Origin of the sequence: Sphingomonas sp. HF-S4, from assembly GCF_032911445.1 — a bacterium.
In the GTDB taxonomy this organism is placed as follows: domain Bacteria; phylum Pseudomonadota; class Alphaproteobacteria; order Sphingomonadales; family Sphingomonadaceae; genus Sphingomonas; species Sphingomonas agrestis.
In genome coordinates this window covers 1,963,440-1,987,692 of the sequence record NZ_JAWJEJ010000001.1, presented here as the reverse complement: position 1 = coordinate 1,987,692, position 24,253 = coordinate 1,963,440, and the positions used below count along the sequence as shown (strand labels likewise).

General features: G+C 67.6%; 23 protein-coding genes. 16 read left to right on the top strand and 7 right to left on the bottom strand.

What is annotated here, in order from left to right; translation table 11 throughout:
• The first annotated feature begins 231 nt into the window (after positions 1-231).
• The gene (gene trxB, locus RZN05_RS08735) at positions 232-1,203 is read left to right on the top strand and encodes a thioredoxin-disulfide reductase (RefSeq protein ID WP_317226228.1); all 972 of its coding nucleotides are present in this window, start codon (positions 232-234) and stop codon (positions 1,201-1,203) included.
• A 67-nt stretch (positions 1,204-1,270) separates the two neighbouring features.
• On the opposite strand, the gene RZN05_RS08730 is transcribed toward trxB, so the two are convergent.
• The 3 genes from RZN05_RS08730 to RZN05_RS08720 are packed head-to-tail and all read right to left on the bottom strand — an operon-like array spanning position 1,271 to position 2,957.
• A complete protein-coding gene (locus RZN05_RS08730; protein ID WP_317226227.1) occupies positions 1,271-2,059 on the bottom strand; it encodes a hydrolase 1, exosortase A system-associated in 789 nt (262 codons plus the stop codon).
• Entirely contained in the window at positions 2,047-2,688 is a 642-nt protein-coding gene (locus RZN05_RS08725) for an alpha/beta fold hydrolase (RefSeq protein WP_317226226.1), read from the bottom strand. The genes RZN05_RS08730 and RZN05_RS08725 overlap by 13 nt, the downstream gene beginning before the upstream one ends.
• The gene (locus tag RZN05_RS08720; RefSeq protein ID WP_317226225.1) at positions 2,685-2,957 is read right to left on the bottom strand and encodes an acyl carrier protein; all 273 of its coding nucleotides are present in this window, start codon (positions 2,955-2,957) and stop codon (positions 2,685-2,687) included. The genes RZN05_RS08725 and RZN05_RS08720 overlap by 4 nt, the downstream gene beginning before the upstream one ends.
• A gap of 74 nt (positions 2,958-3,031) precedes the next feature.
• Between RZN05_RS08720 and RZN05_RS08715 the strand changes: the two genes are divergently transcribed.
• The 14 genes from RZN05_RS08715 to RZN05_RS08650 all read left to right on the top strand — a co-directional run bounded on the left by RZN05_RS08715 (position 3,032) and on the right by RZN05_RS08650 (position 19,574).
• Positions 3,032-4,552 carry an acyl-CoA ligase (AMP-forming), exosortase A system-associated gene (locus RZN05_RS08715; protein ID WP_317226224.1) on the top strand — a complete coding sequence of 507 codons (1,521 nt, stop codon included), beginning with the start codon at positions 3,032-3,034 and terminating at the stop codon, positions 4,550-4,552.
• Positions 4,549-5,745: a pyridoxal-dependent decarboxylase, exosortase A system-associated gene (locus RZN05_RS08710; RefSeq protein WP_317226223.1), complete on the top strand. Its 1,197-nt coding sequence runs from the start codon at positions 4,549-4,551 to the stop codon at positions 5,743-5,745. The genes RZN05_RS08715 and RZN05_RS08710 overlap by 4 nt, the downstream gene beginning before the upstream one ends.
• Before the next feature lie 99 nt (positions 5,746-5,844).
• Complete coding sequence (locus tag RZN05_RS08705) at positions 5,845-6,486, top strand: XrtA/PEP-CTERM system exopolysaccharide export protein (protein ID WP_317226222.1); 642 nt, start codon at positions 5,845-5,847, stop codon at positions 6,484-6,486.
• Positions 6,486-7,994 (top strand): XrtA system polysaccharide chain length determinant, encoded by a 1,509-nt coding sequence (locus RZN05_RS08700; protein ID WP_317226221.1) that lies wholly within the window; start codon positions 6,486-6,488, stop codon positions 7,992-7,994. Before RZN05_RS08705 ends, RZN05_RS08700 begins: the two co-directional genes overlap by 1 nt.
• Before the next feature lies 1 nt (position 7,995).
• A complete protein-coding gene (locus tag RZN05_RS08695; protein ID WP_317226220.1) occupies positions 7,996-9,042 on the top strand; it encodes an AAA family ATPase in 1,047 nt (348 codons plus the stop codon).
• Entirely contained in the window at positions 9,039-10,640 is a 1,602-nt protein-coding gene (locus RZN05_RS08690) for a hypothetical protein (protein WP_317226219.1), read from the top strand. Before RZN05_RS08695 ends, RZN05_RS08690 begins: the two co-directional genes overlap by 4 nt.
• A 13-nt stretch (positions 10,641-10,653) precedes the next feature.
• Positions 10,654-11,775 carry an AAA family ATPase gene (locus tag RZN05_RS08685; RefSeq protein ID WP_317226218.1) on the top strand — a complete coding sequence of 374 codons (1,122 nt, stop codon included), beginning with the start codon at positions 10,654-10,656 and terminating at the stop codon, positions 11,773-11,775.
• Between the two features lie 4 nt (positions 11,776-11,779).
• Positions 11,780-12,622, top strand: a complete 843-nt coding sequence (locus RZN05_RS08680; RefSeq protein ID WP_317227593.1) for an XrtA system polysaccharide deacetylase — start codon at positions 11,780-11,782, stop codon at positions 12,620-12,622.
• Positions 12,619-13,680: a FemAB family XrtA/PEP-CTERM system-associated protein gene (locus RZN05_RS08675; protein ID WP_317226217.1), complete on the top strand. Its 1,062-nt coding sequence runs from the start codon at positions 12,619-12,621 to the stop codon at positions 13,678-13,680. The genes RZN05_RS08680 and RZN05_RS08675 overlap by 4 nt, the downstream gene beginning before the upstream one ends.
• Positions 13,680-14,876, top strand: coding sequence for a TIGR03087 family PEP-CTERM/XrtA system glycosyltransferase (locus RZN05_RS08670; protein WP_317226216.1), 1,197 nt, complete (start codon positions 13,680-13,682; stop codon positions 14,874-14,876). The genes RZN05_RS08675 and RZN05_RS08670 overlap by 1 nt, the downstream gene beginning before the upstream one ends.
• Positions 14,873-16,408 carry an exosortase A gene (gene xrtA / locus RZN05_RS08665; RefSeq protein ID WP_317226215.1) on the top strand — a complete coding sequence of 512 codons (1,536 nt, stop codon included), beginning with the start codon at positions 14,873-14,875 and terminating at the stop codon, positions 16,406-16,408. Before RZN05_RS08670 ends, xrtA begins: the two co-directional genes overlap by 4 nt.
• Before the next feature lie 3 nt (positions 16,409-16,411).
• Complete coding sequence (locus tag RZN05_RS08660) at positions 16,412-18,304, top strand: XrtA/PEP-CTERM system amidotransferase (protein ID WP_317226214.1); 1,893 nt, start codon at positions 16,412-16,414, stop codon at positions 18,302-18,304.
• Positions 18,305-18,342: 38 nt separating this feature from the next.
• Complete coding sequence (locus RZN05_RS08655) at positions 18,343-19,179, top strand: TIGR02587 family membrane protein (protein WP_317226213.1); 837 nt, start codon at positions 18,343-18,345, stop codon at positions 19,177-19,179.
• Positions 19,180-19,187: 8 nt separating this feature from the next.
• Complete coding sequence (locus RZN05_RS08650; protein WP_317226212.1) at positions 19,188-19,574, top strand: hypothetical protein; 387 nt, start codon at positions 19,188-19,190, stop codon at positions 19,572-19,574.
• Here RZN05_RS08650 and RZN05_RS08645 read toward each other — a convergent pair.
• From RZN05_RS08645 to RZN05_RS08635, 3 genes are all read right to left on the bottom strand, one after another.
• Positions 19,571-19,999 carry an MAPEG family protein gene (locus RZN05_RS08645; protein WP_317226211.1) on the bottom strand — a complete coding sequence of 143 codons (429 nt, stop codon included), beginning with the start codon at positions 19,997-19,999 and terminating at the stop codon, positions 19,571-19,573. The genes RZN05_RS08650 and RZN05_RS08645 overlap by 4 nt on opposite strands.
• Positions 20,000-20,056: 57 nt before the next feature.
• Positions 20,057-21,034 (bottom strand): alpha/beta hydrolase, encoded by a 978-nt coding sequence (locus tag RZN05_RS08640; protein ID WP_317226210.1) that lies wholly within the window; start codon positions 21,032-21,034, stop codon positions 20,057-20,059.
• 202 nt (positions 21,035-21,236) lie between these two features.
• Complete coding sequence (locus RZN05_RS08635; protein ID WP_317226209.1) at positions 21,237-21,632, bottom strand: winged helix-turn-helix transcriptional regulator; 396 nt, start codon at positions 21,630-21,632, stop codon at positions 21,237-21,239.
• 96 nt (positions 21,633-21,728) lie between these two features.
• Between RZN05_RS08635 and RZN05_RS08630 the strand changes: the two genes are divergently transcribed.
• Positions 21,729-22,493, top strand: coding sequence for an SDR family oxidoreductase (locus RZN05_RS08630; RefSeq protein ID WP_317226208.1), 765 nt, complete (start codon positions 21,729-21,731; stop codon positions 22,491-22,493).
• 34 nt (positions 22,494-22,527) lie between these two features.
• Here RZN05_RS08630 and RZN05_RS08625 read toward each other — a convergent pair whose 3' ends face one another.
• Positions 22,528-24,213 (bottom strand): eCIS core domain-containing protein, encoded by a 1,686-nt coding sequence (locus RZN05_RS08625; protein ID WP_317226207.1) that lies wholly within the window; start codon positions 24,211-24,213, stop codon positions 22,528-22,530.
• Between the last annotated feature and the right edge of the window lie 40 nt (positions 24,214-24,253).

Here is a 24,253-nt window from a genome sequence, read left to right as displayed (position 1 = left end):
GACCTCGATGCTTTTAGTTGAATGCGGCCCCGGTCGACGACACGTCGATTCGTTACTGGCGATGATGATAGGTTGATTTGCGGGAGTCCAGCCGCTCGCAGAGAGGCGCGGCTTGCCGGCGCCAAAGCATTGCTGTTTGCCCACAGCATTGTGCGGGCGCGGCGCAGCCCCATGTTGCGCGTGGAGACCACCTCCCCCTAGATGCGGCCCTCAGCGACTCCGGAAGACACCATGACTGCCACGCACTCGACTCGCATGCTCATCCTCGGTTCGGGGCCCGCCGGGCTTTCCGCGGCGATCTATGGCGCGCGCGCCGGGCTGTCGCCGATCGTGGTGCAGGGCATCCAGCCGGGCGGCCAGCTGATGACGACCACCGACGTCGAGAACTATCCCGGCTTCCGCGAAGTCATCCAGGGTCCGTGGCTGATGCAGGAGATGCAGGCGCAGGCCGAGCATGTCGGCGCGCAGATGCTGTGGGACACGATCGTCGAGGTCGACGTATCGCAGCGCCCGTTCCGGATGGTTGGCGATAGCGGCACCGTCTATGTCGGCGATACGCTGGTGATTGCCACCGGCGCGCAGGCCAAGTGGCTGGGGCTCGATTCGGAGGAGTTGCTGAAGGGCAAGGGCGTCAGCGCCTGCGCGACCTGCGACGGCTTCTTCTTCCGCGGCAAGAAGGTCGCGGTGATCGGCGGCGGCAACACGGCCGTGGAAGAGGCGCTGTACCTCACCAACCACAGCCACGACGTGACGCTGATCCATCGCCGCGACAGCCTGCGTGCCGAGAAGATCCTCCAGCAGCGGCTGTTCGCCAACGACAAGATCACCACGCTGTGGAACAAGAAGGTCGAGCGCTTCATCGACGGCGGCGGCGTGACCGGCCTGGTGGGCATCGAGCTCAAGGACATGGAGACCGGCGAACTTTCGACGCTCGACGTCGATGGCGGGTTCGTCGCGATCGGGCATCATCCGGCAACCGAGCTGTTCCGCGGGCATATTGCGCTCGACGACGACGGCTACATCACCGTCGAGAAGGGCACGACGCGGACCAACGTCCCCGGCGTGTTCGCGTGCGGCGACGTGATGGACAAGCACTACCGCCAGGCGATCACCGCGGCGGGCACCGGCTGCATGGCCGCGCTCGATGCCGAGCGTTTCCTGGCCGAGGCCGACTTCGAGCAAGTCGCGCAAGCGGCGGAGTAGCCGGAGGGTTAGTAAAGTTTAGGCGAAACGCACTTTTGGCCTCCCCAGCGAATGCTGAGAACAGCTCTCAAAGAGCAGCGCTAACCTGTTCGAATAGCCAATCCTTATCCGATGGCGAGGCGAAGCTGTGGCTGGCGCTGTCGCATAGGCTGACGCTGATCTTATTGCGGACCGCAGCGAAAGCGGGGCCGGCAAAGGCGTCGGCGAAGGCGATCGCGGTGTTGTCGCCCTTAGCGAGGAGGATGGTGGTGGGTACGTGGCTATCGGCCAGTGCGGTAGCTAAGCGACCGGGCAGGCCGCCTGATTGCTGAGGCCGTTTGCGAGAAGCCTTGAGCAAGCCGCTGGCTAGCTTGGAAATGTTAACTCCTCCGCGCAGCAGTCGCAGCCATTCCTTCGGATCGCGCACCCGCTCGGCATAGCGGGCTCGGATCGCGGCGGCGGGGGGCAGGTCGTCGGTCCGCTCGATCACCCAGGGATTGGCGAGGAGCAGCGCGTCGATCCTCGCGCGACCGTGGAAGAAAGCGAGCGCAGTGGCGGCGTCGCAATTGCCATAGCCGACGATCCGAGTGACGCCGGTTTCGACGCGGAAGGCGGCGGTGGCGGCGGCAATGTCTTCCGAGGTGCTTTCGAAGCCGTGATTCTCCCCGGTCGAATCGCCAATTCCGCGGCGATCGTAGCGGAACACCGGATGGCCGGCCTCGGCGATGCGCTGGGCGAGCAGCACCATGCCGCGATGCGCGCCGATGCGAATCTCGTTGCCCCCCGAGACGATCAGCAGGCCGGTGGTGCCCGGCCCCTCGTCGAGCGTGCCGAGCAGCGTCTCGCCGGCGCAGGCGAATTCGATCAGCTTTCGCATGTGCGGATCCAAGCGGCGATGTCGTCGGCGAGCAGCGCGGCAAGCGCGGGATCGTTGTCCGGTTCGGCGCGGCGCCAGAGCGGGCTGCCGGAGACTTTCAGATCGGCGGGCTTGAGATCGCTTTCGAGCCGGACCGTCCGGCCCTCTGCCGCGATGCCTGCGGTGGGAAGCTCGCCGAGCAGTGCCGACGATATACGATTGCCGCCATAGTCGCTGCCGCCGCCGGCCTGGCGCAGCCTTTCGAGCTCGCGGAGAAGCTCTGCGCCGGTGCTGGGTACGAAGTGCCAGCGGCCTGCGGGCAGGGCAGTCGCATCGAGCAGCGCGCCACTGCGGATGCCAAGCGCATACGCTGGGCTGCCGACGTGGCGGGCCGCGGCGGCGAAGGCGTCGCGTAAGTCGCCCAGTTGCACTGCGTCGGTGGGCACCAGGCTCTCGCCCTGTCCGGGCAAATCGGGGAGCGCACCGGCGATGCCGCGTTCGGCGAGCGCGCGCAGGATCGTCACCGTGAACGCGCGGGTGCGATTGGCTTCCTCGAACAATGGAAGCGCCGCGACAACGACCGGGCCGGTGGTGGGGCCGAAGCGAAGCATCGCCTCGCGGCCGCCGGCCCAGTCATAATGATCGATCAAGCGAGCGCCTTGTCGGCGGCGAAGCGGACGAGCGCGCCGAAGCTCTCGAGCATTTCGCCATCGACTTCATCGTCCTCGATCAGGATGCCGAGCCGATCCTCGATCTCGGTGAGCACGCCCGCGACTGCGAGCGAATCGAGTTCGGGCAGCGCACCGAACAAGGGAGTGTCCTCGTGGAACGCAGCGGCGCGTTCCTCGCTCAATCCGAGCACGTCGCGGAGCACCCCGCGGACGGCTTCTTCAACCTTTGCGAACCCTTCGCGCTGCAATGCGTGTCCCCTGCGAGCGATTTTTCGTCTCCCTAAGGGTTGGCGGGTGCGCTGCCAAGGCTAAGGTCCGCGCGATGATTGCCCTCGATCCCATTCCGAAGCCGATCGACACGCTGCCGCTGCGCGGCGCCCCCGACGCCGTGGCGCTGGAGGAGCGTGCCGGGACGCTGACCTATGCCGAGTTGGAGACGCGGGTCGGCGGGATCGCGCATCGGCTGGCGGGGCGGGGGCTCGCGGCCGGGGATCGGGTGGCGACCTGGCTGCCCAAGACGCGCGCGGCGTGCCTGCTGCCGCTGGCGGTGCCGCGGGCGGGGCTGGTGCATGTGCCGATCAACCCGGTGCTCAAGCGCGCGCAGGTGGCGCACATCCTCGCCGATAGCGGCGCGCGGGTGCTGGTGACGCAGGCCGCGCGGATCGCGGCGCTGGAGCCGGGCGACGTACCCGACGGCTGCGCGATCGTCATCGAGGAGGAACTGGCGTCCAGCGATACGCTGCCGCCGTGCCAGGCCGATCCCGAAGCGCTGGCGGCGATCCTCTACACCTCGGGATCGACCGGGCGGCCCAAGGGGGTGATGCTGAGCCATGCCAATTTATGGTTTGGAGCCATCAGCGTGGCGCAGTATCTTGAGATCGTTTCTAAGGATCGTGTGCTCGGGGTGCTGCCGCTGAGCTTCGACTACGGGCAGAACCAGTTGCTCTCGACCTGGGCCGCTGGCGGGCAGGTGACCCCGCTCGACTATTTGACCGCGCGCGACGTGGTGAAGGCGGTGGAGCGTCATGACGTCACCACCCTGGCGGGGGTGCCGCCGCTTTGGGTGCAATTGCTCGAGGCGGAATGGCCGTCGGAAACCGCGGCGCGGCTGAAGCGGCTGACCAACTCCGGGGGCGCGCTGACGCCGAGGTTGGTGCGCGGGCTGCGGGCGCTTTTTCCCAATGCCGATCTCTATCCGATGTACGGGCTGACCGAGGCGTTTCGATCGACCTATCTGGCGCCGGCACTGGTTGATGCGCATCCCGAATCGATAGGGCGGGCGATCCCCTTTGCCGAGATAGTGGTGGTGCGGCCCGACGGGACGCGGGCCGCAGCGGGCGAGCCGGGCGAACTGGTGCATGCCGGGCCGCTGGTCGCGCACGGCTATTGGCAGGATGCCGAGCGGACGGCGCAGCGCTTTCGCCCGGCGCCCGAATTCGCCACAAGCGGAGGCATGGCGGTGTGGTCAGGGGATACGGTGATCCAAGATGGCGAGGGATTGCTTCGTTTCGTCGGGCGCGATGACGAGATGATCAAGAGCGCCGGCAACCGGATCAGCCCGACCGAGATCGAGGATGCCGTGCTGAGCGGCGGCGAGGTCGCGGAGGCGGCGGCGTTCGGCGTGCCGGACGCGCGGCTGGGGCAGGCGATCGTGGTGGTGGCGCGGGGCGATGGCGCGCAGGAGGATGCGTTGCGCGCCCGGCTGCGGCGCGAGCTGCCGAGCTTCATGCAGCCGGCGCGGTATGACTGGCGGGGGGCGTTGCCGAGGAATGCGAATGGCAAGCTGGATCGGACGGCGTTGAGGGCCGATCTCCGTGATGACGATAAGGGGGCGGACGCATGAACCCCAAGGCTTTTGGTCCGATCCCGCCCGAATTCCGCGATCTCTCCGCGCTGCCGTGGGTGAACGAGGCAACCCCGGTCTATGTCTACGACTTCGCCATCGTCGCATCGCGGATCGCGCGGTTGCGGGCGGCGCTGCCGGCCGGGGTAGCGGTGCATTATGCGATCAAGGCCAATCCCTTGCCCGCGCTGCTCGCGGCGGTCGCGCCGCTGGTCGACGGGCTCGACGTCGCCTCGGCGGGGGAGATGGGCAAGGCGCTCGACGTCATGGCGGCGGGCGCGATCAGCTTTGCCGGGCCGGGCAAGCGCGATGCCGAGATCGAGCTGGCGATCCGCGCGGGCGTGACGCTCAACGTGGAGTCGGAAGGTGAGGGCCAGCGCGCGCTGGCGATCGGCGAGCAGCTCGGCATGCGCCCCAGGCTGGCGGTGCGGGTGAACCCCGATTTCGAGCTACGCGGATCGGGGATGAAGATGGGCGGGCGCGCCTCGCCCTTCGGCGTCGAGGCGGCGCAGGTCGCCGGGCTGGTCAAGCGGTTGATCATCGGCGGTGCGGAGTGGCGCGGGCTGCATATCTTCGCGGGATCGCAGTCGCTCGATACTCTGGCAGTGATCGAGACCCAGGCTGCGACGGTGGCGCTGGCCGCGCGCATCGCCGAGGAAGCGCGCCGCGCGCCACCTCTGGTCAATCTCGGCGGCGGGTTCGGCATTCCCTATTTCCCCGGCGACATGCCGCTCGACATCGAGGCGATCGGTGCGGCGCTGGGCGAGGAACTCCACAAGCTGGATACCAACTATGCGATCGAGCTGGGGCGCTGGCTGGTCGGCGAGGCGGGCGTGTATCTTGCGCGCGTGATCGACCGGAAGGTGAGCCAGGGGGAAACCTTCCTGATCGTCGATGGCGGGCTCAACCACCATCTCGCGGCCACAGGCAATTTCGGCACCGTCGTCCGCCGCAACTATCCGGTGGCAGTAGCGCACCGGATGCAGGAGCCGGCGGAAGAAACCGTGACGATCGTCGGGCCGCTATGCACCCCGCTCGACCGGCTGGCCGACCGCGTGGCGCTGCCCAAAGCGGAGGTGGGTGACGTCATCGCGATCTTCGCCTCGGGGGCCTATGGCGCCAGCGCGAGTCCCGCGGCGTTCCTCGGCCATCCGCCAGCGCGCGAGCTGCTGATCGGGCGGGACCACGCCTAACGCTATCTTTACCTCTGAAGACCATAGCTCAGGCTGATCCAGCTGGGAGAGCGGCCGAGGAATCGGTGGCGCTCGACTCCGTTGGGAGGGAGCTCGAACATGGTTTTCAAGTCGTCTGGCAAGGTTTTGGCGGGGGTTGGCGTCATGGCCGTCCTGCTGTCGGGCTGTTCCGGGGGGAGCCGTCCGCAATTGCCGCCTGCAGGCGCCGTGGCGACGCAGGAAGCGCCGAGCGACGAATATGTCATCGGCCCGATGGACCAGCTCAACGTCTTCGTGTGGCGCAATCCCGAGCTGTCGGCCAAGGTGCAGGTGCGCCCCGACGGCCGGATCACCACCCCGCTGATCAACGACATGCCCGCGGTCGGCAAGACCCCGGCGATGCTGGCGGACGACCTCAAATACGCGCTCGGCGAGTATATCAAGGATCCGATCGTATCGGTTATCGTCGAGAACTTCTCGGGCACCTACAGCCAGCAGGTCCGCATCGTCGGCGCGACCGAGAAGCCGGCGTCGATCCCGTATCGCGCCAACATGACGGCGCTCGACGCGATGATCGCCGTCGGGGGGCTCAGCGAGTTCGCTTCGGGCAATCGCGCGCGGCTGGTCCGCTACGACAAGGCAACCGGCAAGCAGCGCGAGTACAAGATTCGCCTGGGGGACTTGCTCAAGAATGGCGACATCTCCGCCAATGTCCGACTCGAGCCGGGTGACGTGCTGATCGTCCCGCAGAGCATGTTCTGATGGACGGCCTTTTCGACGAATTTCGCGCGGCGCTGCACGCGATCTGGATGCGGCGCTGGATCGCGCTTGCCGTCGCCTGGGGGCTGTGCCTCGCGGGCTGGCTGGTGGTGTCGCAGATGCCGAGCAGCTATGAATCACGTGCGCGGATCTTCGTCCAGCTGCGCCAGATCCTGCCGACCGACGGGCTCGCCTCGGCACAGCAGCAGCAGCGCGACATCGATCGAGTCCGCCAGACGCTGACCTCGGCAGTCAATCTCGACAAGGTGGTGCGCGGTACCGACCTGGCCAAGACCGTGTCGAGCGACCGCGACGTGGCCGACCGCGTTGCCGGGCTGCAAAAGGCGATCAAGCTCACCGCGCAGCAGGACAATCTGTTCGAGATCACCGTGACGGCGCCTAGCGGCAAGCTGGCGCAGCAGATCGCGCAGAAGCTGATCGACATCTTCGTCGAGGACAACCTTGCCGACACCCGCGACGCCAGCGGCCAGTCGCTGCGCTTCCTCGACCAGCAGCTCGACGTGCGCCAGAAGGCGCTGCAGGAAGCCGAGGCCAAGAAAGCCGATTTCGCCGCGCGCTATCTCGGCGCGCTGCCGGGCACCGGTTCGCTCAACGACCGGATCGGCGCGGCGCGGACGCAGCTTTCGCAGGTCCAGTCGGACCTTGCGGCGGCGCAGAGCGGATTGAGCGCCGTCAACGGCCAGATGGCGGGGACGCCGATGAATATCGCGGGGCAGGGCAGTGCGGTCACCGGCCCGGCGCGCGCGCGGCTCCAGGCGATCCAGGGCCAGCTTGCCGAAGGCCGCAGCCGCGGCTGGACCGACAGCCATCCCGACATGATCGCGCTCAACAGCCAGCTCGCCGCGGCACAGGCCGCAGCGCGCGCGGAACCGGTCAGCGGCGTGGCGGGGGCGAGCAATCCGCTGTATCTGAGCCTCAAGTCCATGCAGGCCGACAAGGCCGCCACCGTCGCCGCGCTCACCCAGCGTAAGGCCCAGATCGAAAGCGATCTCGACCAGTTCGATGCCAAGATGGCCGAAGCCCCCGGCGTCGCCGCCGAGCAGGGCCAGATAGACCGCGAATATCAGGTCCTCAAGGACCAGTATGACAAGCTTCTCTCGGACCGCGAGCAGGTGCGCATCCGTAGTCAGGCGCAGACCGAGACCGACGCAGTCAAGTTCAACGTCGTCGATCCGCCGACGCTGCCGGCGGCGCCGACCAAGCCCAATCGCCCGCTGCTGCTCGCCGCGGTGCTGATCGCTGGCATGGGCGCGGGCGTCGCCGCGGCGTTCGCCCTGAGCAAGCTGACCACCACCTTCTCGACCGCGTCGCGGCTGGAAAAGGCGAGCGGGATGCCGGTGATCGGATCGATCGCCGAAGTGCTGACCGGCGCCGAAATCGCGCTGCGGCGCAAGCGCGTGCGGATGTTTGCGGGGGCCGCCGCCGGGCTGGCCGTGGCGTTCGTCGGGCTGCTCGGCGTCGAATTTCTGCAGCGCGGCATGGGGGCCTGAGATGAACGACGAAACCCCGCGCCGCTACCGCGGCTCGCTGCTCGAACGGGCGGCGGCTCAATATGGCTATCTGCGCCCGGCAGCGCTGCCGGCGACGCCGCTGACGGTCGCCGAAGAGGCGTCGCTGGACCTGACCGACTGCATTCCCGACGATTTTGCCGAGATGCCGGCGGCCGACTCGCAAGGGCCTTTGCTGCGACGCGAGGTCGAGCCCGAGGTCGCTCCCGATCCGAAGCCCGGGCCGGTCGCCGAAGTCGAGGCGCCTGCGCCCGTCGCGCAGCCCAAGCCGGCACTGCGTCCTGCGCGGCCCTATGCCCCGATCGACCGGATCGCGTTGCGCGAGGGCGGGATGCTGCTCCCCGGTGGGCCGATCACGGCGATGGCGGAGGAATTCCGCATGGTGAAGCGCCAGCTGCTGCTGACCGCGCGTGCGGTTGCGGGTAAGGGCAGCGCCAATGCCGCCGACCATGCCCGGATGATCCTGGTCTGCTCGGCGCAGCCCGACGAGGGCAAGACCTTCTGCGCGATCAACCTCGCGCTCTCGATGGCGGCCGAGAAGGAAATGGAAATCCTGCTCGTCGACGCCGATTTCGCCAAGCCCGACGTGCTGGCGCGGCTGGGCATGCCCGAAGGCCCTGGGCTGCTCGATGCGCTGGCCGGCGCGATCGACGTCGAGGAGTGCATCGTAGAGACCGACGTGCCGCAGCTGCTGGTGCTCCCCGCGGGCACCAGGACCAACAGCGACACCGAGTTGCTGGCGAGCGACCGCGCCCGTGCGGTCCTCGACGGGCTGGCCAAGGCCAATACACGCCGCATCGTGATCTTCGATTCGCCGCCCGCGCTCGCCGCCTCGCCGGCTTCGGTGCTTGCCGCGCATGCCGGGCAGGCGATGCTCGTCGTCCGCGCCGACCGCACCAGCGAAAGCGACCTGCGCGAGGCGGTCGCCGTGCTGGACGGCTGCGAGCAGATCCAGCTGTTGCTCAATTCGGTTTCGTTCCAGCCCGGCGGCCGCCGGTTCGGAAACTATTATGGGGAGGCGGGCGAATGACCCGGCTTGTTCTTGCCACCACCGTCGCGCTGGTCTGCGCAGCGGCGCCGGCGCATGCCCAGCGTACGCGCGTGACGCCGTATATCGAGGCGAGCCAGGTGCTCGTTTCGGACCTGACCGACGGCGGCGACCTGCTGACCTATTCGACGCTCGGCGCCGGCATCGACGCAACGGTGAACACCCGCCGCGTCGAAGTTCAGGTGAGCTACCAATATCAGCACCGCTTCGCCTACGACAAGGATCTGGCCGATGATTCGATGCACAGCGGCCTCGCCCAGGCCCGCGCGCGGATCACGCCCGAATTGACGCTCGAAGCTGGCGCGATCGCCACGCGCGGCCGCTCCGATATCCGTGGCGACGCGCTCGGCACCGCGCAGGGCAATGTCCGCAACAGCAGCCAGGTGTTCTCGGCCTATGCGGGGCCGAGCATCGCGACGCGGGTCGGCCCGATGTTCGCCAACGCCGCCTATCGCTTCGGCTATACCAAGGTCGAGGCGCCCAATGCCGGCACCGGCGTGCCCGCGGGCGCGCCGCCGCTCGACCGCTATGACGATTCGACCGTCCATGTCGCGACGGCAAGCGTCGGCGCCAAGGCGGGCACCGTGCTCCCCGTCGGCGTCACTGCCAGCGGCTCGTTCACGCGCGAGGATGCCGGGCAGCTCGACCAGCGCTTCGAGGGCAAGTTCGCGCGCGGCGATGTGGTGGTTCCGGTCAGCCGTGGCGTCGCGATCGTGGGCGGCGTCGGCTATGAGAAGATCGAAGTCAGCCAGCGCGATGCGCTGGTGAGCGGCGGACGGCCGGTGATCGACGGCAATGGCCGCTTCGTCACCGATCCCAATTCGCCGCGGCGGCTCGCCTACGATTTCGACGGCGTGTTCTGGGATGCCGGGGTGATCTGGCGGCCGAGCAGCCGCACGTTCCTGGAAGCACGCGCAGGCCGCCGCTACGGCTCGATGAGCTACACCGGCTCGGCGACCTATCAGATCGGGCCGGGCAGCGGCATCCAGATCGGCGTGTACGACAGCGTCGAGACCTTCGGCCAGCAGCTCAACGGCTCGCTCACGCGGATGCCGGCCAGCTTCGCCACGACAACCGATCCGTTCGGTAACCAGTTCAGCGGCTGCATCTACGGCACCACGGGCGCCGCGGCGGGCGGCTGCCTCAACCAGGTGTTCGCATCGACGGTGACCTCGGCCTACCGCTCGCGCGGCGTGACCGGCGTCGCAGTGCTCAACCGCGGCGGCACGCGGATCGGGATGGGCGGCGGCTATGCCCGGCGCACCTTCCTGACGCCGCAGACCGTCGGCGGCGTGAGCATCGACGGCACGTCGGACGAAAGCGTGTTCGGCCAGTTGTTCGCGTCGAGCGATGTCGGCCGCAACGGCCAGGTCAGCACCAGCGTGTTCGCGAGCTGGTACAATAGCGACCTCACCGGTGCCCAGGGTATCCTCGGCTATGGGGCGAACACCGCGTACACGCACAGTTTCGGACCGCTCGGCGCGACCGCGTCGCTGGGGCTGTTCGGTTTCGACAGGGAAGGCGACAACAATGCCAGCGCGCAGGCGCAGGCGCTGGTCGGCCTTCGCTACGGTTTCTAAGGGACGCAGGCAGATGTACGACGACCATTATGGACTGAGCGGGCGGCCGTTCCAGCTCACCCCGGATCCGCGCTTCTGGTTCGACACCGCGACGCACCGCAAGGCGATGGCCTATCTCGGCTATGGGCTGAGCCAGGGCGAAGGCTTCGTCGTGATCACCGGCGATCCCGGCGTGGGCAAGACCACGCTGATGGGCCATTTGCTCGGCGAGATCGACGAGCAGCGGCTCAACGTCATCAAGATCGTCTCGACCCAGCTCCGCCCGGAGGACCTGCTCCAGACCGTGTGCGCGGGGCTCGAGATCGATGCGACCGGCGCGAGCAAGGCGGCGATGCTCGCGGCGATCGAGCACGGCCTGCACGACGTGGCCCGCAGCGGCCGCCGCACGCTGCTGATCATCGACGAGGCGCAGGCGCTTCCGGCCGAGAGCCTGGAGGAGTTGCGCATGCTCTCCAACTTCCAGGCCGGCGGCTATCCGCTGCTCCAGATCTTCCTGCTCGGCCAGCCCGAATTCCGGCTGACCCTGCAGGACGGTACGCTCGAGCAGTTGCGCCAGCGGGTGATCGCGATGCATCATCTCGCCCCGATGGATCCGGGCGAGCTCGAACCCTATCTGCTCCACCGCCTGTCGTGCGTCGGCTGGCGGGGCAAGCCGCGCTTCACCAACGATGCGCTGGCGGCGATGCACCTTTGGTCGGGCGGCATCCCGCGCCGGGTCAACCAGCTCGCCGGCCGCGTGCTGCTGTTCGGCTCGATCGAGCAGCTCGATACGTTCGGCGCGCCCGAGCTGGCGACGGTGATCGCCGATCTCGAAAATGATAGTGCCCCGGCACCGGCCAAGCGCGATGCGTTCGTCGAGCCGCTCGAGCTGCGCGACATCGCGCCGATCGCAATGGGCACGCCGACCCCGTCGGCCGCGAGCCCGCTGATCGCCGAAGAACCCGAAGTGCCCGAGGCGCCCGCACCGGTCGCCGAGGCGCCGCTCGACCTGCGTATCGCGGCGCTCGAAAGGCAGATCCTCGAACAGGACGCGGCGCTGCGCCGCGTGCTGACCTTGCTCGTCGACTGGGTCGAGAGCAGCGATGGCGAACGCCGTCCGGACCTGTCGGCGCTGCGCGGGCATGCGGCCGCCTGAGGACATGCTGATCAACGGCCTCTCGGTAGACGTCGAAGACTGGTTCCAGGTCGGGGCGTTCGAGAAGACGATCGCGCGCGAAGATTGGGACGGGCTCGAGCATCGCGTCGAGGCCAATACCGATCGCGTGCTGGCGTTGTTTGCCGATGCGGGCGTCCAGGCGACCTTCTTCACCCTGGGTTGGGTGGCGAAGCGCTATCCCGCGCTGATCCGCCGCATCGCCGAGGCTGGCCACGAAGTCGCCAGCCACGGCTGGGCGCACCAGCGCGTGTTCACGATGGAGCCCAAGGCGTTCCGTGCCGACCTGGCCGGCGCGCGCGCGGCGCTGGAGGATGCGGGCGGGGTCTCGGTCACCGGCTATCGCGCGCCGAGCTTCTCGATCGACAAGCGCACCCCCTGGGCGCATGCCGAGCTCGCCGAGGCGGGCTACAGCTATTCGTCGAGCATCGCGCCGGTCCGCCACGATCATTATGGCTGGCCCGAAGCGCCGCGTGGCGCTTTCCGGCCGATCGCGGGGACGCCCTTGATCGAACTGCCTGTCACCATCGCCAGGTTCGCGGGACGTGAGATCACCGCGGGAGGCGGCTTCTTCAGGCTGTTGCCCAACGGGGTGACCGATCGCGCGGTGCGTAGCGCCAATGCCGCAGATACCTCTGCGATCTTCTATTTCCACCCCTGGGAAGTCGATCCCGGCCAGCCGCGCGTCGCCAATGCGCCGCTCAAGTCGAAGCTGCGGCACTATGCCCGATTGGGCGCGATGGCGGGGAAGCTGGAAAAGCTGATCGCCAGCCATTCGTGGGGGCGGATGGACGCGATCGCCGCGCGCGAGGCGGGGCGGCTGCAATGAACGCGCCGCTGCTGGTGCGGCCGGTCGGGCTGCGCGTGGCCGATTTGAATGATACGGTCGAGCGCGCGCGGATCGGTGCGTTCGTTCACGAACATGCCGAGGGTACGCCGTTTCACTTGCCTGCCTGGAGCGTGGCGGTGGCGCGCGGCTGCCGGCAGAAGAGCCATTATCTCGTCGCCGAGCGCGGCAACGGCATCGGCGGGGTGCTGCCGTTGACCGAGATGCACTCTCCGCTGTTCGGGCGGGCGCTCGTGTCGGCAGGATTCGGCGTCGGCGGAGGCATTCTCGCCGATGACAAAGCGACGGTGCGCGCCCTGGCCGAGGCGGCGTGGACTCTGGCTGGACGGCTGAGCTGTCCGAGCGTCGAACTGCGCGGTGGGGCGTCTCCTGGCACCGGCTGGCATGTCGACGACACGAGCTATCTCGGCTTCGTCCGCGATCTCGCCGCCGACGACGAAGCCGAGCTGCTCGCGATACCTCGGAAACAGCGCGCCGAAGTGCGGCGGTCGTTCGGCAATGATCTCGACATCGAGACCGGCACCGATGCCGCCACGCATTATGCGCTCTATGCCGAAAGCGTGCGCAATCTCGGCACCCCGGTATTCCCGCGCGCGCTGTTCGGGGAAGTGCTCCGGGAGTTCGGAGAGGCGGCGGACGTGCTGACGGTGCGCCATCGCGGCGTCGGGGTGGCGAGCGTGCTGAGCCTCTACTGGAAGGATGCCGTCTATCCCTATTGGGGCGGCGGGGGCGACGCCGCGCGTGCGCTGCGCGCCAACGATGCGATGTATTTCGCCCTGATGCGCCAAGCGCGCGAACGCGGCTGCCGTCGCTTCGATTTCGGGCGCTCCAAGACCGGGACGGGCGCTGCGGCGTTCAAGAAGAATTGGGGTTTCGAGCCGCAGCCGCTGACCTATTTCGCGCGTGCCGCCGACGGCGCGGCGCCGCGGAAAGTCAATCCGCTCGATCCCAAATACAGCCTCCAGGTCCAGGCGTGGAAGCGGATGCCGCTATGGCTCGCCAACCGCGTCGGGCCGTGGATCGCGCAGGGGCTGGGGTGATGGGCGATGTCCTGTTCCTCGCGCACCGCGTGCCGTTTCCGCCCGATCGCGGCGACAAGATCCGCAGCTTCCATCTGCTGCGGCATCTGGCCGGGCACCGGCGTGTGCATCTCGCCGCGTTCGCCGATGACTCGCGCGACATCGACCGGCCTGAGCTGGCGACGGTCACCGCGAGCCGAGCGATCGTGCGACGGGGCAAATCGCGGGCGGTGGCCGCAGTCCAGTCGCTGGTTTCGGGGCGACCGGTCTCGCTCACTGCATTCGACGACGCGGCAATGCGTCGCGCAGTGTGCGAGGTGCTGGCGCGCGAGGATATCGAGACGATCTTGGTCTTCTCCAGCCAGATGGCGCAATATCTCCCCGCCGACACCAGGGCGCGGGTGGTGATGGATTTCGTCGACATGGATTCGGCGAAGTTCGCTGCCTATGCCGAAGCGGCAAAGGGGCCGATGCGCTGGATGCTCGCGCGCGAAGCGCGGTTGCTGGCACGCTTTGAGGCCGAGGTCGCGGCGCGCGTGGACGCGAGCCTGTTCGTCAGCGCGGCCGAGGCCGGGCTGTTCCGCCGCACCACGGGTGCCGAACGGGTCCAGGCGATCGAGAACGGCATCGACACCGCGCATTTCGATCCGGCGGCGGGCTTCGCACCGGTAGCTGCCGACGGCGCGCTGATCGTGTTCACCGGGCAGATGGACTATCGCCCGAATATCGAGGCAGTGACCTGGTTCGCGCGGGACATCCTGCCGCGGGTGCGCGCGGCACATCCCGAGGCGCGCTTCGCGATCGTCGGACGCAATCCTGGTGAGGCGGTGAAGGCATTGGCTTCGCCCCATGTGATCGTCACCGGCGAAGTCGCCGACGTGCGCGGCTGGCTCGCCGCCGCGGCGGTGGTGGTCGCGCCGCTCAAGCTTGCGCGCGGCGTCCAGAACAAGGTGCTCGAGGCTATGGCGATGGCGCGGCCCGTGGCCGCGTCGTCCGCGGCTGCGGAAGGCATCGACCATGCCGGCACGATCGCGGTCGGCGCAACTGCGGCCGATCTCGTCGAAGCGGTGACGATGCTGCTGTCCGATCGCGCCGCTGCCGCAGCCCTTGGCTGCAACGCGCGGGCGCGGGTGATCGCGCGCTATGGCTGGGACGCCCGGCTGGCGCCGCTTGACGACCTGATGGGGCTGTTGGCGCAGCTCGGAGAGGCGGCATGACGGTCGCGATGCCCCAGAGCGAATTCACGCCCAGCGGCACGCTGTTCGACGCGCGCTGGCGGCGGCACGCCGCGATCCTGGCGGGCACCTGGGCGGTGCTGCTGATCCTCTTCCGCCGCGACACGATCGACCTCGCGACGATCTATTGGACCAATACCACGTTCGGGCATTGCCTGTTCGTCGCGCCGGTGATCGGCTGGCTGGTCTGGCAGCGGCGGCGCGAGCTTGCGCTGGTGGCACCGCAGGGCTGGTGGCCGGGGCTGGCGCTGGTCGGCGCGGGCGGGCTTGGATGGCTGCTCGGCGATGCCGCGGGCGTGGCGCTGTTCCGCCATGCCGGGCTGGTGCTGATGCTGCAGGGCACGGTGGTGAGCGTGCTGGGCCCCAATGTGAGCCGCGCGCTGCTGTTTCCGATTGCATACATGGCATTCCTCGTGCCGTTCGGCGATTTCCTAGAAGGTCCGCTCCAGGACATCACCGTCGCGCAAGTGATGCCTTTGCTCCATCTGTTCGGCGTGCCGGCGAGCGTGGACGGGGTGCTCATCACCACCTCGAACGGCTATTTCGAAGTCGCCGAGGCGTGTTCGGGCGCCAAATTCGTCATCGCGATGATCGCGTTCGGCGTGCTCGTCGCCAATGTGTGTTATCTCTCCTGGACCCGACGCATCGCGTTCCTGGCGATGGCGCTGGTCGTGCCGGTCCTCGCCAATGGCCTCCGCGCGTTCGGGACGATTTACGCCGCGTGGTGGACCTCGGTCGAGGCGGCTACAGGGATGGACCATATCGTCTATGGTTGGTTCTTCTTCGCCGCGGTGATGGCGGCGGTGCTGGCGATCGGCTGGAAATGGTTTGATCGCGACCCCGATGCTGCCTGGTTCGATCCGCTCAAGCTCCCGGCGCCGGTGCGCCAGCGCGCCGAGGCATCGGTGACGGCGCTGCTCGCGTTGACGGTGGCCAGCCTGTTCCTCGGCTGGTCGAGCCTGATCGCCGCGCGCGCCGCGCCGCTGCCGGCCAGGATCGAATTGCCCGAAGTGCCCGGCTGGCATCGCGTCGGCCCGAGCGCCGTCGCGGCCTGGTCGCCCCATTTCCCCGGCAACGACCATTTCCTGATCGGGCACTATGCCGATGCGCAGGGCCGCACGGTGGACCTGTCGGTCGCAGTCTATGCCGGGCAGCACGAGGGCAAGGAACTGGTCGGCTTCGGCATCGGGCCGATCCGCGAGAACGACCGCTGGGTGCGCATCGCCGATGTGCCCGATCTTTCGCGTGGGCACGCATTGCGCATGACCGGTCCCGGACGGGTGGAACGCGTCACGGTTAGTTGGTACCGCGTCGGCGATACGCTGACCGGGAGCGACAAACGCGTGAAGTTCGAGACGTTGAAGACCAAGTTGCTGGGGGGAAACCAGGCCGCGGTGGCCATGCTGGTATCGGCCGAACAGGGCGGGGATGCCGGCGCGCAGGCGACGATCCGCGACTTCCTGACCGCGCTCGGCCCCGTCGATGCGCTTGCCGACCGCATGGCTGGTCGCTAGCCGATGTGCGGCATTGCGGGGCTTTATTACCCTGCCATCGCGAAGCCGATCGATCCTGCCCGCATCGTCGCGATGAGCGACGCGCTGGCGCATCGCGGGCCCGACGGGGCAGGGGTATGGACCGCGCCGGGGGTAGGGCTCGGGCATCGCCGGCTGTCGATCATCGATCTCGAAGGCGGCGTTCAGCCGATGGCGACGCCCGACCAGGGCGTGGTCGTCAGCTATAATGGCGAGATCTACAATTTCCGCGAGGTCCGCGCCGAGCTCGAAGCCAAGGGCGCGCGGTTCAAGACCGAAAGCGATACCGAGGTGCTGCTCCATGGCTGGCGCGCCTGGGGGCCTGCGATGCTTGGCAAGCTCAACGGGATGTTCGCCTTTGCGCTCTACGACGCCGAGAAACAGAGCCTGTTCCTGGCGCGCGACCGCTTCGGGGTGAAACCGCTGGTCTATACCAAGCTCTCCGACGGCGGGGTGGCGTTCGCGTCCGAGATCAAGGGACTGCTCGCGCATCCCTCGTTCCGGCGGCGGCCCGATTTCCGCGCGGTCGAGGATTATCTGGGCCTGGGCTATGTACCCGACGATGCCTCGCTGCTGGTCGGCGTCAAGAAGCTGCCGGCGGGGCACTACCTCCTGCTCCAGCGCGGCAAGCGGATGCCGCAGCCGATGCGCTGGTGGGATATCGACTTCTCCAACCGTGCCACCGGCAAGGTCCGCGATCTCGAAGCCGAGCTGATCGAGCGGATGCGTGCCGCGGTGCGGTCGCGAATGATCGCCGACGTGCCGCTCGGCGCGTTCCTTTCGGGCGGCGTCGACAGCAGCGCGGTGGTCGCCTTGATGGCCGAGGCGAGCAAGGCCGCGGTCAAAACGTGCACGATCGGTTTCGACGAGGCCGGGCTCGACGAGACCACGTACGCCCGGCAGGTCGCCGAGCGCTTCGCCACTGCGCACCGCTCGCGGACGGTCGGATCGGACGATTATGCGCTGATCGACACGCTGGTCGCAGCGTTCGACGAGCCCTTTGCCGACGCTTCGGCGCTGCCGACCTATCGGGTGTGCGAGTTGGCGCGCGAGAGCGTGACGGTGGCGCTGTCGGGCGACGGTGCCGACGAGGCGTTCGCGGGCTATCGGCGCTACAAGTTCTTCGCCGCGGAAGAGCGCGTGCGGAGCCTCTTTCCCGAGAAACTGCGCCAGAACGTGTTCGGGACGCTCGGCCGGCTCTATCCCAAGGCCGACTGGGCGCCGCGCGCCTTCCGCGCCAAGACAACCTTGCTCGCGCTCGCCGAGAATGGCGAGTTCGCGTATCCCAAGGCAGTGGGCGTGACGACGCCTGCGCTGCGCGACCGACTCTACACCAGCGCCGCGAAGCATACGCTCGCCGGGCACACCGCCGAGCAGCGCTATGTCGATGCAATGCGGCGCGCCCCGGCACGCGATGCGCTCGATCGCGCGCAATATGCCGATATCCAGCACTGGCTGCCCGGTGACATCCTGACCAAGGTCGATCGCACTAGTATGGCGGTGAGCCTCGAGGCGCGCGAGCCGCTGCTCGATTACGAGCTGGTCCAGTTCGCCGCCACCTTGCCACCCGCGTTGCGGATCAAGGCGGGGCAGGGCAAGTGGCTGATGAAGAAGGCGCTCGAGCCCTATCTGCCCAAGGACATCCTCTATCGGCCCAAAATGGGGTTCGTGACTCCGATCAGCGCGTGGTTCCGCAACGCGCTGGCCGAGGAGGCTGCGGGGCTGGCCCGGTCGCGCGTGCTGGCCGGCACGGGCTGGTTCGAGCCCGCCGAGATCGAGCGGCTCGCGGCCGAGCACAAGGCAGGGCGCGGCGAGCATGGCCGGACCTTGTGGCAGCTGCTGATGCTCGAACGCAGCCTGGAGCGGCTGTTCGGCTGAGCGGTTGCCGTCCGCCGTCCCGCGTGGGACAGTGTCCCATGTCCGCCGAGAGCCCCAATCGCGACTATGCCGCCGGACTGGCGCGGGCGTTCGGCGGGTCGGTGCTGTTCGCGCTGCCGCTGTTGATGACGATGGAGATGTGGGCGCTCGGGCTGCACATCCACCCGCTACGGCTGTTGCTGTTCCTTTTCGCGAACTTCGTTGTCCTGGTCTTCCTGTCGCGCTTCGGCGGGTTCGAGCGGACCTCCAACATGCGCGAAGACGCGCTCGACGCGCTCGCCGCCTATGCGGTGGGGGCGGTCACCGCGGCCGCGATCCTGCTGCTGTTCGGCCTGCTCCCTGCCGATATGCCGCTCGACGAGTTGGTCGGGATGATCGCGATCCAGGCAGTGCCCGCCAGCTTCGGCGCGATGATCGCGCGAAAGCAGTTGAGCGGCGACGATCCGGAAGACGAAGAAGATGAGGAGCGCGCCGCGCGGTCGTCGGGCTATCTCGGCCAGCTCTTCCTGATGCTGGCAGGCGCGCTGTTCCTAGCGTTCAACGTCGCGCCGACCGAGGAGATGATCCTGATCGGGTACAAGATGACCGCGTGGCACAGCATCGCGATGATGCTCGTGTCGATGCTGCTGCTCCACCTGCTGGTCTTCCGCGTCGGCTTTGCCGGGCAGGAAGAAGCGCCCGAGGGCTATGGCGTGCTTCGGCGCTTCCTCGCCTTCACCGTGCCCGGCTATGCGATCGCGCTGGTGGTGAGCTTCTACGTGCTGTGGACGTTCGGGCGGGTCGATGGGAATGCGATGGCGGCGGTGGCGGGGACGGTAGTCGTGCTCGGATTCCCCGCGGCGATCGGCGCGGCGATCGCGCGGCTGGTGGTATAGGAGGCCCGATGGCGAAGCAGAAGAAGCAGCCTGCCCCGGAGCCGTTGCTCGAATGGATCGCGGCGGGGCTGGGGCTCGCGGCGATCCTGTTCGTGATCGGCGTGATCGGCCGCGAGGCGATCTCTGCCGAGCCCGACCAGCTCCCCGCATTGGAAGTGCATGCAACGCGGGTGTCGCCTGCCGCGGCGGGCTTCGTCGTCGCGTTCGAAGTGATCAACCTGTCGAGCGGCACCGCCGCCGCGGTCGAGATCGAAGGTACGCTGGGCGACGAGACCAGCAGCGCGACGATCGACTATGTCGCGGGCGATGCGCGCGCGCAGGGCGGGCTGTTCTTCGCGAACGACCCGCGTGGGAAGAAGCTCGAACTGCGCGCGCTGGGCTTTCAGACGCCCTAGTGGAGCAGCGCGATCCCCGCGTGCAGCGTCAGCGCGATCAGCGCGACGGTCGACAGCACGAACAGGCCGAAGCGGATTGCCACCTTGTTGATCGTCGCCTGGACGAGGCTGTGGGCGATGCGCAGGCCGACATATCCCCAGGCGATCCACGCATTGATCCCGTCGCCCTGGCCCATCAGCGCGAGCGTCAGCGCGATCGCATAGAACAACGTCGGCTGCTCCATCAGGTGGATGTAATTGTGCGCGGGCCATTGCGCGCGTTCCTCGACCATGCCGTCGAGGATGCCGGGGCGCCCGCCGCGCGCCTTCGACATGTCGACCCCCGCGCGCTTGAGCGCCGGCATGCGGACCAGGAACATCCACACCAGCATGACCAGCGACCATGCGACCAGCGCCACGACGGGCCCGAGAATTGGACTGTGCATTGCGGCTCCCCCTCCGATTATCGGCCGAGGCTGCCTCAATGGGTTTGCAGATGCAACTTAATGGGTTGCGGTCCAGCGCGCGAAGATGTCGGGCCACAGCCGGCCCGGCGCGTCCTTGGGCAGATGAAGCCCGCCAAAACCGTGGCCGCCCTTCTCGAGGATATGCGCCTCGACTGGAATTTGGTGCATCCGGCAATGGTCGATCATCGCCAGCGTCTGCTGGATCGGGACGGTGCCGTCGTCGATCGCGTGGACGAGGAAGATCGGCGGGGTATCCGTGCCGACGCGATTGAGCGGCGTGTGGCGGGCGATCGTCGCGGCATCGGCGGCCTCGCCCCACAGGCCGTTGCTGCGGCGTGCCTCGAAGCCCGCGCTGGTGAAGGAGACCACCGGATAGACGAGCCCCGCATATGCCGGACGCGCTGATGTGGTGTCGGCGGCATCGACCGGCTGGTACACCCGATCGGCATGGCCGACCGCGACCATCGCGCCGAGATGCCCGCCCGCCGAGAAACCGACGAGCCCCAGCTTGGCGGGGTCCACGCCGTATTTGCTCGCATTGGCGCGGATCAGCCGCATCGCGCGCTGGGCATCCTGGAGCGGCACGTCGGCGCGCTGCGCCCAGCCTTCGCCGGGGAGGCGATAGGCGAGGACGAACACGGTGATGCCGTGCGGGGTCAGCGCCTTGGCGACATCGACGCCCTCGTTCTCGACCGAGACGAAGCCGTAACCGCCGCCGGGGATCGACAGGATGGCGCGGCCATCAGGCCGGGCGGGGCGATAGACCCCGACCATCGGCTCGGAGACGCCGCGCAGCCACAATTCCTTGAAGCTGCCGTTGATCGTGAAGTTGTTCGCCGGGAGCGACGAGGGCGCGCCTGGGGGAGAGCCGGGCCATAGCTTGAAATGCTCGCGCGGCGGCCAGGCCGCGGTGCCGGTGCCGAGGACATAGGGGACGGCATCCTGCGCGCGGGCGGCGGGTGCGAGGGCGAGTCCCATCGCGCCTCCGATCAGGCTGCGTCGGTCGATCGGCATGGCATCCTCCCTCTTGTCGGCGGCAGTTTGTCCTACTTGGCGACTCGCTGGAAGATGGAAACGCGCCGCTTAACTTCGCACTTTGCGCGTAGAATCGTAATTCCGTTGCGCGCTGGTGAAACTTTGTTTCGCCGAAAGTTCCTACACACTATGTCAAAGAGCGGCGTTACCCTAGCAGAATCCGGCGCTGTAGGACAGCGAGTCAGCATCCGTCGAAGGCAGCTCGCGCTGCCTCGATCTCTTCGAGATTGGCCTCGGCCCAGAGCCACACGCCGCAGAATGCCGCGCCGAGGCTCTCGCCGAGCGCGGTGAGGCGATAGTCGACGCGCGGCGGGATCACCGGGTGGACCGTGCGCGTGACGAGGCCATCGCGCTCCATCTGGCGCAGCGTCTGAGTGAGCATCTTCTGGCTGATCCCCGGCACCAGCCTGCCGATCTGGGTGAAGCGAAGATGCTCGTGCCCGGCCAGTTCCTCGAGGATCAGCATCGTCCATTTGTCGGCGACGCGGCCGATCACCTCGGTGACCAGCGCGTCGACGCGCGGATCGGCATCGGGCCAGGGCTTGGTCCGTTGGGAGGCGGGAGCCGGTTTGGCCAAGGTACACTCTCCAAAGGGTGCGTATAAATCTTTTGGGTGCCTTCTGTCCAAAGGAGAGTACCGGCCTAGATTGGCCGGAACAAGAGGAGCAATGCGATGAAGACCAGCGGCAACACCATCCTGATCACCGGCGGCGGTTCGGGGATCGGCGCGGCGCTCGCGCAGCGCTTCCACGCGGCGGGCAATCGCGTGATCGTCGCGGGGCGGCGGCAGGACGCGCTCGATGCGGTGGTGGCCGGGCGCGAGGGCATGTTCGCGATGACGCTCGACGTCGAGAGCGCCGAGGGCGTCGAGGATTTCGCGCGGCGCGTCATGCAAGCGCATCCCGAACTCAACGTGCTGATTAACAATGCCGGGATCATGCGCTTCGAGGATCTGGCGGCGCGGCGCGACCTGGCCGATGCCGAGGCGACGATCACCACCAACCTGCTCGGCCCGATCCGGCTGAGCAATGCGCTGATCGACCATCTGGCCGCGCAGGCCGATGCGGCGATCGTCAACGTGACCTCGGGCCTGGCCTATGTGCCGCTGGTCGATACGCCAACCTACAACGCCACCAAGGCGGCGATCCACAGCTACACCGTCTCGCTGCGCGAGGCGCTGAAGGGCAAGGTGGACGTAATCGAGCTGGTCCCGCCCGCGGTGCAGACCGGGCTGACCCCCGGGCAGGAGAACCGGTCGGGCTATATGCCGCTCGACGACTTCATCGACGAAGTGATGGCGCTGTTCGGCCAGTCGCCGACGCCGGGGGAGATATTGGTCGAGCGGGTGAAGTTTCTGCGCGATGCCGAGGGCGAGCGGCGCTTCGATGCGACGCTGGCGCAGCTCAACGATTTCGCGCGGAAAGCGCGGGAGGGGTGAGGGGAAGCGATCAAGAAGCGTCCAGATCACAGGGTCAAATCGTAACGCCCTTGATCTTCGGAAATGACTTTTGGAGCGTCCAGTTCTCGAAGAAGCCCGAAAAGAGACTCCATTCGGTATTCGCATTCATCCAGTTCGCCATGGGGACGTCGCCGGTCGGCGTCTTCACGGTGGTCCCCCTGATTTCCGCGGTGAAAGCCTTCACTTCGGCCGGACCCGCTTGCTGCGCCAGCTGAAAGATTCCGATCGCGACGGCACCGGAGAGAACCGGTCCGATGGAGAGATAATTGGCCTTGAACCAAGTGCGGGCGTCGGCGATTTCCGCGGAGGTCGGCGGGCTGGAGATCGACTTCAGGTTCGCGAAGCCTGCTTTTGGCCGGACCGATCCCATCGCGCCCTGCACGGTCGGATCGAAGCCGAACTTCTTACTTTTGATATCGGCGGCGATCGCAGGCGTGGCATCCGCGCTGTGTTTCAATCGGGAATGCAGCAGAATGGAGTCATCGTTGCTCGTCGTTCCACCTTTCACCGTCGCTTCGACGTCAGCCTGTGTCTTGCCCTTTTCCCAGTCCTTCGAGTCGACGGTGACGCCTTCATAGTCCGGGCCCAATTTCGAGAGCTCAGTCGTCTTCAGTGGCCGTAATCCCGTTGCGGCCAAGACCTGATTTGCGGAATCGATCGCTGCCAGCGTGGTGATGCCGTCTGGGTCCCACGGCTTGCTCCGGAACCCCGGGGTGCGGAACCTGCCGGTGCCGTGCGCAATGACGTCGTTGATTTGGTCGCGGTGGGCTGAAGGGATGCTTGCCCAGGTATTGGCGGTTTGGGCATCGGCGCGTCCGGTGATCAAGGCATCGCGGATCGACCATTCCGTCTGAAGTATTTTCTCCGCGCGCTGCTGCGCCGTCCCCTGCAGGAAGATATGATTGTCGGTGGCGTCGTTCCAGTCATAGGCATGATTCCCCAGCCAATGCCCGGCCGCCGCGATATCGAAGACGACGCGCCAATTGTCCCCCTGTGCGACACGTTTGCCGACCAAGTAGAACGTAGCCTTCGCACTCGCGGCATTCAGTGCGTTGAGGACGAGGCGCGTATTTCCGGCACTGTCGGGCCCGTCATCGTAAGTGAGCTGGACCCTTTGAATACTGGCGTCTGCCGCCGACAGATTTGGCGAAAGCTGCCTCGACGGCGCCGATCCGGCCGCTACCGAATATGCAGCGACGTCGGGATATCGGGCATGGAGACCTCCCCAGCCCATTGCATTGGCGGCGGTATCGGCTTCCGCTTCGGATCGTGATCCGCGGGATGACAGCACACGATCGGATGCCTGCCCTTTGCGCTGCTGGACGACATGCGCCAATTCGTGCGCAAGCAGCCGCTGGCCCGACGCACTGCTCGGCTGATACTGGCCGGAACCAAATATGATCGCGCCGCCATGCGTGTAGGCGCGCGCGCCCAATTGGTGCGCGGCGCCGGCGCTGGCGGAATCGCTGTGGACCCGAACGTCGGCGAAGCTGGTGCCGAACGCCCGTTCGAACGGCGCCTTCAAATGGCTCTCCAACGGCCTGCCGCCGACGCTTGGCCGTTCGCCCGAAAGGACCGAATGCGCGTCGGTCTTGGCCGGCAATTGCGCGACGGAGATGCGCGAACGTCGATTCGGGCCGCCGGCCTTTTCTTGTGTTGGGGCGGTCGTGCCCGCTGCGTGTGCGGCATGGTTTGCCATCAGCGACGTACGCGTTCGAGCGCGGCGATGCGCTGTCCGG

Bases quoted from the DNA above. Each gene is read 5' to 3' on its own strand.
- trxB (WP_317226228.1), top strand. From the start codon at position 232: ATGACTGCCACGCACTCGACTCGCATGCTCATCCTCGGTTCGGGGCCC.
- RZN05_RS08730 (WP_317226227.1), bottom strand. From the start codon at position 2,059: ATGCGAAAGCTGATCGAATTCGCCTGCGCCGGCGAGACGCTGCTCGGC.
- RZN05_RS08715 (WP_317226224.1), top strand. From the start codon at position 3,032: ATGATTGCCCTCGATCCCATTCCGAAGCCGATCGACACGCTGCCGCTG.
- RZN05_RS08710 (WP_317226223.1), top strand. From the start codon at position 4,549: ATGAACCCCAAGGCTTTTGGTCCGATCCCGCCCGAATTCCGCGATCTC.
- RZN05_RS08705 (WP_317226222.1), top strand. From the start codon at position 5,845: ATGGTTTTCAAGTCGTCTGGCAAGGTTTTGGCGGGGGTTGGCGTCATG.
- RZN05_RS08700 (WP_317226221.1), top strand. From the start codon at position 6,486: ATGGACGGCCTTTTCGACGAATTTCGCGCGGCGCTGCACGCGATCTGG.
- RZN05_RS08695 (WP_317226220.1), top strand. From the start codon at position 7,996: ATGAACGACGAAACCCCGCGCCGCTACCGCGGCTCGCTGCTCGAACGG.
- RZN05_RS08690 (WP_317226219.1), top strand. From the start codon at position 9,039: ATGACCCGGCTTGTTCTTGCCACCACCGTCGCGCTGGTCTGCGCAGCG.
- RZN05_RS08685 (WP_317226218.1), top strand. From the start codon at position 10,654: ATGTACGACGACCATTATGGACTGAGCGGGCGGCCGTTCCAGCTCACC.
- RZN05_RS08680 (WP_317227593.1), top strand. From the start codon at position 11,780: ATGCTGATCAACGGCCTCTCGGTAGACGTCGAAGACTGGTTCCAGGTC.
- RZN05_RS08675 (WP_317226217.1), top strand. From the start codon at position 12,619: ATGAACGCGCCGCTGCTGGTGCGGCCGGTCGGGCTGCGCGTGGCCGAT.
- RZN05_RS08670 (WP_317226216.1), top strand. From the start codon at position 13,680: ATGGGCGATGTCCTGTTCCTCGCGCACCGCGTGCCGTTTCCGCCCGAT.
- xrtA (WP_317226215.1), top strand. From the start codon at position 14,873: ATGACGGTCGCGATGCCCCAGAGCGAATTCACGCCCAGCGGCACGCTG.
- RZN05_RS08660 (WP_317226214.1), top strand. From the start codon at position 16,412: ATGTGCGGCATTGCGGGGCTTTATTACCCTGCCATCGCGAAGCCGATC.
- RZN05_RS08655 (WP_317226213.1), top strand. From the start codon at position 18,343: ATGTCCGCCGAGAGCCCCAATCGCGACTATGCCGCCGGACTGGCGCGG.
- RZN05_RS08650 (WP_317226212.1), top strand. From the start codon at position 19,188: ATGGCGAAGCAGAAGAAGCAGCCTGCCCCGGAGCCGTTGCTCGAATGG.
- RZN05_RS08645 (WP_317226211.1), bottom strand. From the start codon at position 19,999: ATGCACAGTCCAATTCTCGGGCCCGTCGTGGCGCTGGTCGCATGGTCG.
- RZN05_RS08640 (WP_317226210.1), bottom strand. From the start codon at position 21,034: ATGCCGATCGACCGACGCAGCCTGATCGGAGGCGCGATGGGACTCGCC.
- RZN05_RS08630 (WP_317226208.1), top strand. From the start codon at position 21,729: ATGAAGACCAGCGGCAACACCATCCTGATCACCGGCGGCGGTTCGGGG.
- RZN05_RS08625 (WP_317226207.1), bottom strand. From the start codon at position 24,213: ATGGCAAACCATGCCGCACACGCAGCGGGCACGACCGCCCCAACACAA.